Origin of the sequence: Pseudoalteromonas sp. Xi13 (genome assembly GCF_003952205.1) — a bacterium.
Lineage (GTDB): Bacteria > Pseudomonadota > Gammaproteobacteria > Enterobacterales > Alteromonadaceae > Pseudoalteromonas > Pseudoalteromonas atlantica.
Genome location: NZ_CP034439.1, coordinates 1,798,051 through 1,812,141, shown reverse-complemented (window position 1 = coordinate 1,812,141; position 14,091 = coordinate 1,798,051). Strand labels below are relative to the sequence as shown.

The 14,091-nt window shown below is 39.3% G+C and carries 13 protein-coding genes; 5 read left to right on the top strand and 8 right to left on the bottom strand.

What is annotated here, in order from left to right:
* Window positions 1-180: 180 nt before the first annotated feature.
* Window positions 181-612: a DUF3859 domain-containing protein gene (locus tag EJ103_RS08175; RefSeq protein WP_004586517.1), complete on the bottom strand. Its 432-nt coding sequence runs from the start codon at window positions 610-612 to the stop codon at window positions 181-183.
* A gap of 164 nt (window positions 613-776) precedes the next feature.
* On the opposite strand from EJ103_RS08175, the gene EJ103_RS08170 reads away from it, so the two are divergent.
* Both EJ103_RS08170 and EJ103_RS08165 read left to right on the top strand, forming a co-directional pair.
* On the top strand, window positions 777-1,772 hold the full coding sequence (locus EJ103_RS08170) for a YHYH protein (RefSeq protein ID WP_126007027.1): 996 nt from the start codon (window positions 777-779) through the stop codon (window positions 1,770-1,772).
* Between the two features lie 23 nt (window positions 1,773-1,795).
* Complete coding sequence (locus tag EJ103_RS08165) at window positions 1,796-2,320, top strand: hypothetical protein (RefSeq protein WP_126007026.1); 525 nt, start codon at window positions 1,796-1,798, stop codon at window positions 2,318-2,320.
* A gap of 55 nt (window positions 2,321-2,375) precedes the next feature.
* Here the strand turns inward: EJ103_RS08165 and EJ103_RS08160 are convergent, their stop codons facing one another.
* Window positions 2,376-4,193: a serine/threonine protein kinase gene (locus tag EJ103_RS08160; RefSeq protein ID WP_126007024.1), complete on the bottom strand. Its 1,818-nt coding sequence runs from the start codon at window positions 4,191-4,193 to the stop codon at window positions 2,376-2,378.
* A 234-nt stretch (window positions 4,194-4,427) separates the two neighbouring features.
* On the opposite strand from EJ103_RS08160, the gene EJ103_RS08155 reads away from it, so the two are divergent.
* Window positions 4,428-6,443 carry a TonB-dependent receptor gene (locus EJ103_RS08155; protein ID WP_126007022.1) on the top strand — a complete coding sequence of 672 codons (2,016 nt, stop codon included), beginning with the start codon at window positions 4,428-4,430 and terminating at the stop codon, window positions 6,441-6,443.
* A gap of 60 nt (window positions 6,444-6,503) precedes the next feature.
* Here the strand turns inward: EJ103_RS08155 and EJ103_RS08150 are convergent, their stop codons facing one another.
* Complete coding sequence (locus EJ103_RS08150) at window positions 6,504-7,163, bottom strand: NAD(P)H-dependent oxidoreductase (protein WP_126007020.1); 660 nt, start codon at window positions 7,161-7,163, stop codon at window positions 6,504-6,506.
* 161 nt (window positions 7,164-7,324) lie between these two features.
* The gene (locus EJ103_RS08145; protein ID WP_126007018.1) at window positions 7,325-8,125 is read right to left on the bottom strand and encodes a hypothetical protein; all 801 of its coding nucleotides are present in this window, start codon (window positions 8,123-8,125) and stop codon (window positions 7,325-7,327) included.
* A 429-nt stretch (window positions 8,126-8,554) separates the two neighbouring features.
* On the opposite strand from EJ103_RS08145, the gene EJ103_RS08140 reads away from it, so the two are divergent.
* A complete protein-coding gene (locus EJ103_RS08140) occupies window positions 8,555-9,754 on the top strand; it encodes an Nramp family divalent metal transporter (protein ID WP_126007016.1) in 1,200 nt (399 codons plus the stop codon).
* Window positions 9,755-9,766: 12 nt separating this feature from the next.
* On the opposite strand, the gene EJ103_RS08135 is transcribed toward EJ103_RS08140, so the two are convergent.
* The 4 genes from EJ103_RS08135 to EJ103_RS08120 all read right to left on the bottom strand — a co-directional run bounded on the left by EJ103_RS08135 (window position 9,767) and on the right by EJ103_RS08120 (window position 12,542).
* A complete protein-coding gene (locus EJ103_RS08135; protein WP_126007014.1) occupies window positions 9,767-10,672 on the bottom strand; it encodes a cation diffusion facilitator family transporter in 906 nt (301 codons plus the stop codon).
* 75 nt (window positions 10,673-10,747) lie between these two features.
* Window positions 10,748-11,203 (bottom strand): hypothetical protein, encoded by a 456-nt coding sequence (locus tag EJ103_RS08130; RefSeq protein ID WP_126007012.1) that lies wholly within the window; start codon window positions 11,201-11,203, stop codon window positions 10,748-10,750.
* A gap of 17 nt (window positions 11,204-11,220) precedes the next feature.
* Window positions 11,221-11,457, bottom strand: coding sequence for a hypothetical protein (locus EJ103_RS08125; protein ID WP_126007010.1), 237 nt, complete (start codon window positions 11,455-11,457; stop codon window positions 11,221-11,223).
* Window positions 11,458-11,528: 71 nt separating this feature from the next.
* Window positions 11,529-12,542 carry a DUF5924 family protein gene (locus EJ103_RS08120; protein WP_126007008.1) on the bottom strand — a complete coding sequence of 338 codons (1,014 nt, stop codon included), beginning with the start codon at window positions 12,540-12,542 and terminating at the stop codon, window positions 11,529-11,531.
* Window positions 12,543-13,099: 557 nt separating this feature from the next.
* On the opposite strand from EJ103_RS08120, the gene EJ103_RS08115 reads away from it, so the two are divergent.
* Window positions 13,100-14,074, top strand: coding sequence for a DUF1852 domain-containing protein (locus EJ103_RS08115; protein ID WP_126007006.1), 975 nt, complete (start codon window positions 13,100-13,102; stop codon window positions 14,072-14,074).
* Window positions 14,075-14,091 lie beyond the last annotated feature (17 nt).

Here is a 14,091-nt window from a genome sequence, read left to right as displayed (position 1 = left end):
ATAGGCTAGCTATTGACGCGTAAATTCGCCTTGTTTTCACCGAAAACCGCTGGCTAGAGAATTAAGCTTAAAGATCATCATGATAAATTATGTTGGTATATCTCTTAACCAGAGTTCAGGTTAAGTTATATTTTTAAAGCCAATGTATATTGGCTTTTTTTAGCTCGACAATTTTAGGACTTAGTAACCTCGTTTACGCCAAAAATCATTAACAGAGCCTTGCTCTTCAAGTGCAACGTTAAATGTTTTATCGGCAATAATTTTATTATTTAGGGTGAGTGTCATTCGCCAATCACCTAATTTATTTTCAATAGGCTCCCACAGCGTATCACCTAAATAAAACTGCCAGTCGTTCTCTTTAATGTATTCAACGCCTTCAAAGGGCGGCATTATTTCGCCATTACTGTCTGGTATATCGGGGTGATAAATACAAAAGTGAAGTTTTTCGCCTTTTGCTTTTTTGATATTAATTATTAAACCAAATTCAACATCAAGCTTGGCAATTACATTGGTTGTAAACTGCTCAATTTGTGGCAATGCTTTACTTTTGCTATCCCATGTAGAATAAATCCCACAACTTTGAATCGACACCTCAGGTTTTGATTTTGCCATTACACCATTCTTTACTTTAGGCTGTTAATGCACTGATCTTATAATACATGCAGCTTAAGTAAAATCACCTGATTAACAAACATACTCAATGTTGATTTATTTTTGCACATTGCTTGCACATTTAAGATCAAAAATAGCGTCAATTAGTACTTAATTGGCTGTGTATGATGAATCACTCTCTCTGTAATAAAGTTAAACTATTAAAAATATTGTTATTAAGCGCGGCAATTTCTTCTCTTGTTGCATGTGGCAGTGATGAGCAAAACCTAACAACCGCCACTGATGAAAGTACAAGTTCAAGCAGTGACAGTACAACAGCAACAAGTGGCACCAGCTCAACCGAGCAAGTGCTATGTGAATACAGTTACAATGAATATAACGACTCAACATCAGTGCAAACCACCAGCTCTGCTGATTGGGCATGCACAGGTACAACACGCGATGTAGTTGCTAATGGCATTCCAGATCATGATGTGGGCACGTTTCCAAACCCCGACAATCCAAACACCATTTCTGAGCAAACTGTGAGTGAGAGCTTTACGTTAACGCCTGAACAAAGCGATACCGCAACCTTAATGGGCGGCCCTCGAGGCGTGTTAGGCATAGTACTAAATGGCGTTAAAATTGATGCTGGTACCGGCGGCAGTTGTGATGACTCTGGCGATAATTGCTCGCTTGGCGATAACAGTGGCAACTGGAGTATTGAAGCACTAAGCCAAGATACCTTTAGTTTTGGTACTGACGATAACAACGCACACGTACAGCCCGATGGCACATATCATTATCATGGCATGCCTGAGGGATTTATCTCCCTTAGAGGCGGCAACAGCTCAACAATGACTCTAATTGCATGGGCGGCTGATGGGTTTCCTATTTATGCGCGTTATGGCTATAGCACCGCGGATGATGCAAGTTCGTCACTTAAAGTGATGACAGGTAGCTACCAACATATTAGTACTGTAAGCGATAACCGCCCTTCTACCGATATTTATCCACTGGGAACTTTTGCACAAGATTGGGAATATGTAGCTGGCTCTGGAGATTTAGATGAGTGTAACGGGCGCTTTGGTGTTACCCCTGAATTTCCACAAGGCATATACCATTATTATGCAACCGATACTTATCCGTTTTTTCAACGCTGTGTTAAAGGCGAGCTATAAATTTACTTATAGGCAAAGTGAGCATGATGAAATTACATAAAAAAGCACTTGTTGCGCTTATTTTAGTGGCCAACATTGTTATAGCACCGGTTGTTTATGCACATTTAATGGTGGCTCAACACGGAACATTAAACGTGATTGATAACCATGCCTTTATTGTGCTCTCGCTGCCTATTTCTGCATTTAATAACCTTGATGATGATTTAAATAAAAAAGTATCTATGGATGAATTTAACGCCCATAAAAAGCAAATCAGCAAAACCATAATGCGAGGGGTTTATTTAAACGATCATCATTATAAGTTTTCTTTAGAGGGCTTATTACTAAACCCTGAAGTGTCGCATACTGATACTAATAACATTGAGTACATAACCATTACGGGCCGATATACAGTGCCCGATATAAGCGCACAGCTAAAATTAAACGTTAGGTTATTTAGTCAAAATTCTGATTTTAATAAGTACCACATTACCGCCACTAACAAGCAGCAAAAAATGACTCATCAGTTTGCTTTAACACCGCGTACGCCTTTTAGCACAGTGTTTTAAACTAACAATTAAGTAGCCAAGGGCAGACTTAATATTAAGCTGCCCTTTTTTATTTTTACTGCGCTAATAATTTTGGATTTTTAGGAAAAAAATTCTCTGGTTGTTTTTTGCAAAGCGAAAATTCGCGGGTGTTTTTATAAGGAAGCTTCATAAATCCTGCTACTCCCACATCAGTAATATTAACTGCATACTGCATTAATTTATTAAGTAACCGTTTAAACTCTACTTCTTTGCTTTCATCGAGTAAGCGATAGTAATGGTGTATTTTCATTCTATCTGGCAGGGCTTCAAATATAATACAGCCAGTATGATGAATTTGGTTTAGCTCAAACACGCATCTAATCACTTTTTTAGGAAGTTGCAGCTGCTCATCAGGATCTTTACCATCTTCAAAGTAAGAATGTGGACGTGCAATTTCGTTTGCCTTCATGCTAACAACTTCATAATCAAGCTCAGGGAGGTTATCAAACTTAAACGCTCCGGTTCCATCTCGCTCTAATTGAATGGTTTTACGCGCATCAAATAAACAACACTTAAATAAACCTTTTTGACTTATTGCTTGAGCAAGCATCACGGTATTATTAATGGCATCGGTAAAGGCTGTTTTTAAACTTTCATCATGCATAATAAGCGATGACTCAACGAACAACGACTCATCTTTCCAATGAAAACTCAATCCACCCACTACCGGGTATTTAGCTAGGCGGCTAATTGAGGCCAAAAAGGCTTTTTCGGTATCGCCGGTATCAAACAAAAACTCTTTATAGTAACGGTCTAATTGAGCATCGTTAACATCTAGCAGCTGCTGATTATGATCGGCTTGTCGTAAAAACTGTTTGCGCGAGCTATATACTACGGTGTCGGGCTTATCGCCTTTGCCAAACCAATAAGGTATAGCAGGACGAGGCTCCGCTTTTTTAAGCTCAGGTAAATACGCCTTAGCCATTTTAGTAATGTTACGCATAAAGTAATCACCAGCGCCATCACGTATGGTTTTATTTTTAGACAGCATGCCATCAATAACATTGGCAAGCTCTTTGGGTAAGCCAAGCGAGCTTGCAGGAATGGCTTGCGCACCAAAACGACACGACTGAGCGGAGGCAAGTGCATATAAGGTAGAAGCCACACCTTGTTCATCAAAGCGTGGGGATGACTGCTCACCCGACATTTGCGCATCACCTATAAAATACACATCGCCCATTCTGGCATTAGTAGTACTTAAATCTCCCGACATTAAATCCATAAAATTACTGGCTATAGGCTCACCCTTACTATCAACCTGTGCGTAAACAGAACTTCCCCAATCAACTAAAGACAGCGCATCGCTTTGCTCATCCCATACTAAGTTAGAAGGTTTAATATCGCCATGCACTATAGGTTGAGGGGTTAAACCATTTTTATGATTACGCAGGTCAATTAATACATTACGCAGCCGCACCGCTAATTGCATAATATGGGCGGCACTAAAACGCCCTTTTTTTAGCGATACTTTTTCAAGGTCTTCGCCAATGGCACGGGCCATCATTAAAATACCTTGCTTTTTTATACGCTCAAAAGCATAAAAGGTGGGCACTAGCGGGTTATTAATTTGCGAGAGCATATACGCTTCGTCTTCTAGGCGGTCGCGCACGCTTTGGGCAAGCGTTATACGCGAGAACTTAAACACCCAAGGTAAGGCGTTTTCGTCATTGCCAGCAAACACAAACCCAAACGCGCCTGAGCCAATCATCTCTACATTTTTATACCCAAGCGCACTCAGTTGTTTAATACAAATATTAAGCCATTGACGGTGTTTTTTGGCATCTCTATGTGACAGCAAATAAACAGATTGCTCTTCGTTAATATAAAAATTGCGAATTTCTTTGGCTTTCAAGACAGGCTCTTTGTTTTATAGGTTTAATAGTGAGTTAGCCACATGATTATTAGTGTTATATAGGCAGATTACAATACTCACTAAGTAGTTTTTACTCATACCTAAAAAGCTCACTAGCTTAGTGTTTAATATGCGCTATTACACCTTGCTAACAAATGTTGCATCCAATCGATTAGCTAAGCCGTATTTAAACTATCTGCTTATTTTAGATAGTAAATACATAGGGATTTAGCGATGAAGAGATTAGCTTTACTTACACTGAGCACGTTATATAGCATTACCACCTACGCTAATATAGAGACCATTACTGTTTATGGGCATAGAGATGGTTTAATTGGCGAGTCTATCAGTGCCTCAAGCGGTATCATTGGTCAAGGAGAAATACAGCAGCGCCCCATGCTCAGAAGCGCCGAAATGTTAGAGCTTATTCCAGGCATGGCGGTTACACAACACAGTGGCTCGGGTAAGGCTAATCAATACTTTATTAGAGGCTTTAATTTAGATCATGGCACCGACTTTGCCACCAGCATTGAGGGCATGCCCATAAATATGCGAAGCCATGGACACGGGCAAGGTTATACCGATCTTAATTTTATTATTCCAGAAGCTATTTCAACTATAAATTACCAAAAAGGATCATACAGCGCTACACAAGGGGACTTTTCAAGTGCTGGTAGTGCGCAATTTAATTTAGCTAATAACTTAAAGCACAAGCAAATAGAGCTAAGCATTGGTGAAGATAACTATACACGTGCAGTTTTGCTTAGTGCGGTTGATGTATCTAATGCCAAGTTAATAGCAGCAGCTGAGTGGCAAGGCTACGATGGCCCATGGGATGATATAAACGAAAACGTAAATAAAAAAAATGCCCTACTTCGTTATGTTGGCAAAGCTTTAAATGGAGATTTATCTATTACAGCAATGGCCTACGACAATACATGGCAATCAGCCGATCAAATTCCACAGCGCGCAGTGTCACAAAATATAACGTCACCCTTAGGGTCGCTTGATACCACCCTTGGGGGGAGTTCGAGTCGCTATAGCCTATCAAGTGTTTGGCAAGGCAAGCATATAAAAACCAGTATTTATGCCATAAATTATGATTTAACGCTGTTTTCTAACTTTAGCTATTTTTTAAACGACCCTATAAATGGCGATCAGTTTAACCAACAAGATAGCCGCACTATTTATGGTGGTGAGCTAAGTTATCAATTTGACTCCCTTACTGCTGGTTTAAATATGCAGCACACTGCAGGGCTTGAGGTTCGCCATGACGATATAGACAAGGTAGGACTTTATAACACTAAAGCGCGAGAGAGACTCAATACAATAAGACAAGATACCATAGAACAAACAAGCTATTCGAGTTATTGGCAAACAAAAATACTTTTCACACCTAAATTAGAGGCCACTGCAGGCGTGCGGTACGATTATTTTGATACCGATGTACGCAGTATTACACGGGTAAACTCGGGAAAAGCAAACGATGACTTAGTAAGCTTTAAAGGCAGTTTAAATTATAAATTTACCGATTTGTTAGTCGCTTATGCAAACTGGGGGCAGTCTTTTCATTCAAACGATGCCCGTGGCACTACCATTAATATTGACCCTATTAGCCAACAAAATGCCGAAAAAGTAGATTTACTGGTAAAAAGTGAAGGTGCTGAACTAGGCCTGCGTTTTGCCGATGATCAAAACGTTAATTTATCAGCCGCTTTATGGTGGCTTACACTCGACTCAGAGCTTTTATTTGTAGGTGATGCGGGTAATACAGAGCCCAGTGATGCATCAAAACGTTATGGTCTAGAGCTAAGCGCGTATTATTGGATTAATGAACGCTTTAGCCTAGACATGGAAGCCTCGTTTACTCATTCAAGATTAAATATAAACTCTGACAAAAACTATATAGAAGGCGCAGTACCTGTTGTTGCAAGTGCAGGTTTAAATTGGCATATGAGTAAAATGTGGCAATCATCATTTAGAGTACGCCACATAGGTAAACGTACGCTTTCTGACTCTGGTGATATTCGCTCTGAACCATTAACGGTAGTTAATAGTGCTATTAGCTATAAACAAACTCACTGGAAAGTCGATTTTGAACTACTGAATTTATTTGATAGTACCGATCACGATATAGATTACTACTACGCTTCGCGCTTACCTGGCGAGCCTGCACAAGGTGTAGAAGATAACCACTTTCATCCAATAGAGCCTCGCACAGCCCGCTTATCAATTAGCTTATTGTTTTAATCGAGCAAAATACTGTATATAAAAACAGTACACATATAAAAGCGCACTTTAATACATTTTTTAAGGTGCATTTCGCTGAGATGGCGCTGTTTTAAAACTTTTTAACATAGCGTGGGGATCTACGTTTTTACTATGTTGGCTGCTCGCCTGTGCCCACCACATCAGTTGGCTAAAAGTACGCGAATAATAATTAAACCACGATTTTTCTTCTTCACCCTCTTGCATTGAACCATCGCTATTTAGCACCTCTTGCGCCTTTGGTACATGAACCATTGCAGAGACTGGCAAACACCCAAGTTCTGATAAAAAGGTACGTAAACTAATTGCCGCACGTAATCCTCCCCATTGCCCTGCCGAATAGGTGACAATAGCGCTTGGCTTGTACGAGAACAACGAGCTGCCAAAATGGTTTAGCAAATCAGCTAATGCCGGGCTCATACTATGATTGTACTCTGGGCTTACCATTATATAGCCATTGGCTTGGGTAATTTTATCTGCTAAGGCTGTTAAATGTGCTGGAGCTTGGCTTTTTGCATAGGCAAAATGAGGTTTAAATACATCTTCTGAAGGAAAGTCGAGCGCGTCTATAAGTTCAAACTCGTGCTCGCTGTAGCGCTGGTTTAAACAATTGAGGCATGACTCAGCCACTCGCTCTCCTAATCGTGCTGGCTTAGGGGGTGTGCTATCTCTAACGGTGCCTAAAAAAACTAAAAATTTCATAAAAGCCTCCTTAATTGAGTGTTGTACCCACTATACCTTAAACCTAAAACATATTAAAAATGCGAGGCTTTTATTTGTTTGCACAATTTTTAGCACTCTAAACAAAAATTAATAAGTGTGGCCCCATCACTTACGCTTTAATGCTAACGCCTAATCTACCCTTAATTAAATTGATAACTAACACGAAGCCCTGCCCAAAATAAGGAGCGTAAATGCTCATCACCGCTATAGTGTGCAGCATCTTTGTTTATTGCAACGCTGTAACTGGCATAGCCAGATAGCATGACATTATTTAATAGTTGATAAGATAAATTAGCAGCAATTTTTACGTTATTAAGGCCATTGTGGCCATCACTTACATAACCACTATTAAAACCCGCCGCAGTTTGCAGTTCCAATCGCATTAAATCACTAAATGCATACTCTTTTGTAATTGCCAGCTCTATAAAAGAGCCACTGAGCGATAACGAGTGGTAAATACTCGCCATTGCATGTATATCCCAATCATATGCATAGCTTATATCTAGGCTAAGCTCATTATCATGGGAATTTACTCCTTCCTCGCGTGCTTTTATATGGTTGTAACCTGCATACAAAGTTAGGTGCTCTGCAAGCTCAGTTGAATAAATAGCATTTAAATTTAGCTCATCGTAGTCATTATCAGTGCCTGTTGCTAACCAAGGGATAAACGTAAAGTCATTGTAATTTATTTCGCCCGCAATAGAGACTAAAGCGCTACCGGGCAAGTTATCGCGCCCTTCTGTCACATAATGGCTTTCCCATAAAGGATGAATATGAATATTTAATTTTTCATTTGCGTGGTCAGAGTGTGCAACGCTTTTTATATTCCCGCCTACACCTACCTCAAGCTCGTGTAGCGATTCATTCGCAGCGCTTTTACCCGTACCTAAAGCCAGCGACATAATGCAGAGCAAGTGAGAGATATTTAAATTAGTTTTCATTAAAAGGTCCAAAACCAAAAAGTTGCGCATAGTAGTGCTATATAACGAAGCTCAGCAATAAAAAGATGCCTTTTTAAACAATTTATTTAAAAAATGGCTCACATCATTAAAAAACTAAGTAACTTGCTCATTTTATAATCTATAAGGTAGGATAAAAATGAGAAACCAATAACGCACATGGCTGATTTATAAATATAACTCGCGCATATTGTGCAATTAACAAGCAGGTAATCGTTTGGCTCTTTAAATCTATATATAAGTTGGTATCCTACGCGGCTTTTTGATAGTCATATTAAAATAATTACCCAGAGTTTAAGGTTAATTAGCCAAGGTGGGGCTCTCGCTGCATGGCACGTAAAGTGGCAGCAATCTAGGTTCAACGTAATAAAACGTTGTTCTAAATTTAAAAGCAAATATTAAGGTAACAGTATGCGATTTGGCCCAGGATTACTTGTAACAGCCGCATTTATTGGCCCCGGAACAATCACAACGGCAAGTGTTGCCGGTGCAAACTTTGGGTTTGCATTAATTTGGACATTACTTTTTTCGGTTATTGCCACTATTTTGTTGCAGTCTATGGCTGCTCGATTAGGAGTAGCAACAGGGCAAGATTTAGCACAAGCGTTACGTGCACACATTAAAACCCCTTATCTTAAAGCGCTTGCTAGTTTTTTAGTAATAAGTGCTATTGGTGTGGGTAGCGCTGCATATGAAGCCGGAAACCTCAGTGGTGCAAGTATGGGGCTAGTTGGTATTTTCCCTGGGGTAAGTGCACAAATATGGACGCCGTTAATTGCTGTATGTAGCGCTATTCTTTTATACAGTGGTAAGCACAAAGTGGTTGAAAATGCATTAATACTGCTGGTGATCCTTATGAGCCTGGTATTTATATCTACCCTAATTATGGCTGCGCCACCAATGGCTAAAGTACTCGCTGGGTTTATACCTACAATCCCAAGTGGCTCAATTACAACGGTATTGGCCCTCATTGGCACAACCATTGTTCCGTATAACTTATTTTTGCACTCTGGTGTTTTGGCAGCGCAAGATCATTCTAAAAGTGATAAAGACACTGTTATTAAACAAACTAACTTAGATACAGGTTTATCAATTACGCTAGGTGGGGTGATCACCCTTGCCATTTTATCAACCGCATCTGTTGCCTTTTATGGCACCGATGCCGGTAAAATTAGTGCAGCAAATATGGCCGTGCAACTTGAGCCATTACTTGGCGAAGCAGCGCACTACTTTTTTGCTATTGGCTTATTTGCCGCAGGATTAACCAGCGCAATAACAGCCCCATTAGCAGGCGCGTATGCGGTATGTGGCATGCTTGGTTGGTCAAGCGAAATGAGTAACACCCGTTTTAAAACAGTCGCCATTACAATTTTAGCTTTTGGTGCATTTGTGGCCTCACTGGGGCTTGACCCTGTTGCAGTAATTATATTTGCACAAGCTGCAAATGGATTACTACTACCCATCATTACCGCATATTTGGTGTGGTTAGTGAATCAAAAATCAGTCATGGGAAAATACACCAACTCAACACTTTTAAATGTGGTTATATTACCCGTGCTACTACTCATTTTTTCGTTAAGTTGTTACAAGCTATCAGGGTTAATTTTTTAAAACCAATTACGTTTAACCATGGGCATGCCCATGGTTAAACATACAACCTGCGCTGCCGTGGCTGCTTTCAACTTGAATGGTGGCGTGTTCAATGTCAAAGTGGTCATGTAAATGGCTCTGTACTTCAATTAAAAAGTCGTTATTTAATGCGTTGTTGTCAGTTACTAAGTGAACAATAAGCGCAGACTCTGTGGTACTTAGTGGCCACACATGTAGCCCATGCACACCTGTTACATGCTCAATGCTTAAAAAATACTGCTTTAGTTTTTCTATACTAATATTTTTGGGTACGGCGTCTGTAGCGTAATTGATCGAGTCTTTAAATAATCCCCATGTGCCAATAAACACAATCACGACAATACTCAAACTTACAACAGGGTCTACCCACTGCCAGTTTTTAAATAAAATAACAATGCCGGCAATTACCACACCTAAAGACACCGCTGCATCGGCCGCCATATGTAAAAAGGCACCTCTAATATTTAAATCGTGCTTTTGCCCTTGCACAAACAACAACGCAGTTAAGGTGTTAATTACCACACCAATAAGCGAAACCACTATAACCGTCATGCCTGTAACCGGCTGAGGGTTTTCAAAACGCTCTATGGCATGCCAGGCTATGCTAGCAAGGGCAGCCATAAGTAAAACAGAGCTCATTAAAGACGCTAACACCGTTGATTTTTTATAGCCAAAGGTGCGCTTGTCGGTAGCGGCTTTACTTGCCAAAACATTTGCCCCCCACGCAAGTAATAAACTAACCACGTCGCTTAGGTTATGCCCTGCATCGGCTAAAAGCGCGAGGGAGTTGGCAAAAAATCCATACCCTGCTTCTATCACGACAAATATAAGATTGAGTAAAACGCCTATAGCAAACGCGCGATTATAGTGACTAATATGATGGCTGTGATCGTGACTCATGTTGCTCCTTACATAGTAAATAACTTAATTTACCTGAGCTGTAGAAATCTATTTCTAGCGCTCACAATGTTTAATTTATACAGTTAATGAGGTATGTGTTCGGAAAAGTTTAAGCGTACCTAATAAATAAAACAGCCCATAAATACTGCATACAATTGAGCTTACAATCCAAAATACAATTGAGTTGTGATGAATTAACTGACTGGTTGTTACAAAAGGAGCGATTAATCCTGCTATTCCCCTTAGTAAATAAACACCTGTTATTAATACCAAAGCCGTTTTTAAAAAAGGCAGCTTTAAAATAACACCCGCGCCAGAGAGCGCATACATGCCCCATATAGCCAGTATGGCTGATATAATTAAAGTAACAAAGGTAGGATACGAACTTCCCTGCTCAGCCAACTGCGCCATGTGTTCACCAGCACCAAAAAAGCGATACCAATCAGGGCCGCCAAAAATACAGGCAATATGTAAAAGTGACGCTATAAAACTTAAAACCCCCGCTATAACCAATAGCTTATTAAACTTCATATACTTATAAACCTAAGTTATTGGCTTATGTAAGCAACAAAACCAATTAACGCTGCGTAAAAGCTAAAGCCAAGTAAACATATTAGGTAAACATTTTTAGCTTTATTTGCCTTAAAGCTCACATAATTTTTAATGTCAGCTTTAAACTTACCAAAGGTGAATACGTTTAAAATTGCACAGCCGGTAGAGTACAAAATAAACCCTAAAATGGTTTCTATCATTAGCCACATAACAATATCTAAAGCAATGCTCATAACACTCATCCATTAAGTAATGTAAAAACAGCGTATCAAATCTATAGTTGATTATCAGCGTATTTATAGCGTTAAGGTGTAACAATAAATTTCGTAAGGCCTATTAATTGCCCCGACTCAGTTACCACTTTTACTTGCCACTTACCTTTAGCATCATGCGGAAAATTTACTTTATGAGTCCATGCTCTGTAGCCTTGTTTTCGCCCGCCATTAATATTGAGCGTAATTCTGTCGACCTCTTTTTTATTGTGTATCCATACATGAAATATTTTTTCGTTTAGACCTCTTGGCGCTTTTACTGCGGTCCATGTGTATAACCCTTCATGATGAAGTGTATATAAATCAAGAGTATCAATGCTACCTAGTGGTTTTTTATGCTCAACATCTACTTTGTGCGCCAAGGTAATATCGGTTAAACGCAGGGCTGCTGGCGGAACATAACTGCGAAGCTGCCAAACCCCGGCGCTTATTGCGCATAAAATTAAAACTAAAATAGGAAAACGCCACCAGCGCGCATCAGGCATTAAGTTTGTTAAGCTAGGTAAAGTAATAAGCACTGAGGTTACAAGCGCAATTGCTAAGCTTTGGCTCGTAGTTAGGTTTAATAAAATAGGTAACGTAACAAGCAAAACCACAAATAATGCAAAGTTATGAAATACTGTAAACAGCGTGCGGTTTTTAGCTAACTTTTTATAGTAAAATGGATCTATTACCGATATAAAGGCACATATAATAATCAGCGATGTAAAGAGTGCTTGTGGGTGATCCCACTGGGTAACCGCTAAAAAAAACGGTAACGCAAAAAATAGGCTTTCTTGCTGCACCATTTGCAGTGCAAAGCGCATTACATTGGGAGATACGGCTACCCCAAAGCGCTCTTGTACTTTATCGCGTAGCCAATTGTCGATGATCAACCAAAACCAGCTCACCAGTAAAACAATGGCAATAACCTGCGAGAACGACTCTTTTCTATCGACCATTACATAGCTTGCAACACCTGAGCAAAACGCCAATACAGCCAATAGCCCTGGTCGCTTTTGCATTGCAACTATAAATTGAGTAATGAGATTTTTTAGTTTGTTCATTTATTTTAGTGTCCGTACATAATGTACTTTATTATTATCAAGTTAGTTAAGTCAGTGTAACCAAGCGTAGATGAACAACACATAGATGCCTGCAGGTATTATTGTTAGTTGTTGCATTAAAAAACCACTCCCTTTTAACCGCTTTTTTAATTAATAAGTGCCTATAACTCGCCGTAAAATTACAGTAATTTTTAAAACTGTAACTTTAAGCGTTAATTAAAATAAGGGCTACAGCCGTGCCTGAATTTTATTAATGCGCAACGTGAAATCACCACAATAAACACATCTAGACGTCTGAACACCTATAAATTATACGCTGCACTATTTTTTTACATGCCTAAACACAGGTTTATATCCTCTCAGTAACACATTTAATCTATATAAATGAATCAAACTCATGTTTTATGTGAAATTAAACCGTTTTTATTAAAGCACCAATCAACGTATAAATTATCCATCGGCCAGCGCTTATAAGCATTAAGCCTGTTTATTACAAAACCACCCTTTGAGCACGCTAAAAGCTCAGGTTTTAAATATTCAATATGGATAGAGTCACCATGAGTAAAAACATTACATTCAATATTAAAAGTCAGCGCCTTGATGAAAACTACCAACCCGCTGAAAACACCCGTATTACCACTAATTTTGCAAACTTAGCACGAGGCGAACACCGCCAACAAAACTTAAGAAAAGCGCTAAATATGATCAACAACCGCTTTAACACCCTTGCTAATTGGGATAACCCAACCGCTGAGCGCTACAGTGTAGAGCTTGAGATTATTTCTGTAGATATTGGTTTAGATGAAAACAGCCAAAGCTTTCCTTCTATAGAAATATTAAAAACGAATATTATTGATACCAAAACAAACAAGCGCATAGAAGGTATTGTTGGTAATAACTTTTCATCGTACGTTCGCGACTACGACTTTAGCGTGTTACTTCAGCAACATAATAAAAATAAACCACAATTTAGTATTCCCGATAATTTTGGTGAGCTGCATGGTAAGTTATTTCAATCGTTTGTAAGCTCAAACACCTATAAGCAACACTTTAAAAAACCACCGGTAATATGCCTCAGTGTGTCAGATAACAAAACCTATCACCGCACCGCTAACGAGCACCCTATATTAGGCATTGAATACCAACCAAACGAATCTTCGTTAACAGAGCAATACTTTAAAAAAATGGGCTTACAGGTGCGTTACTTTATGCCTGCTAATAGCGCAGCCCCTTTTGCATTGTTTTTTGTTGGTGATTTACTAAACGATTATACCAACCTTGAGCTAATAAGCACCATTAGCACTATGGAAACCTTTCAAAAAATTTATCGCCCAGAAATATACAACGCCAATGCCAAAGCAGGTAATGCCTTTAAGCCTAATTTAAAAAATGCCGACCATTCACTCACGCAAATTATTTACGACAGAGATGAGCGCAGTAAATTAGCCGCCGAACAAGGCAAGTTTGCTGAAGAGCATTTTATAAAACCGTATAAATCAGTGCTTGAGCAATTTACAACAGCAAACGTTTAACCTTATTTTAATAAAGG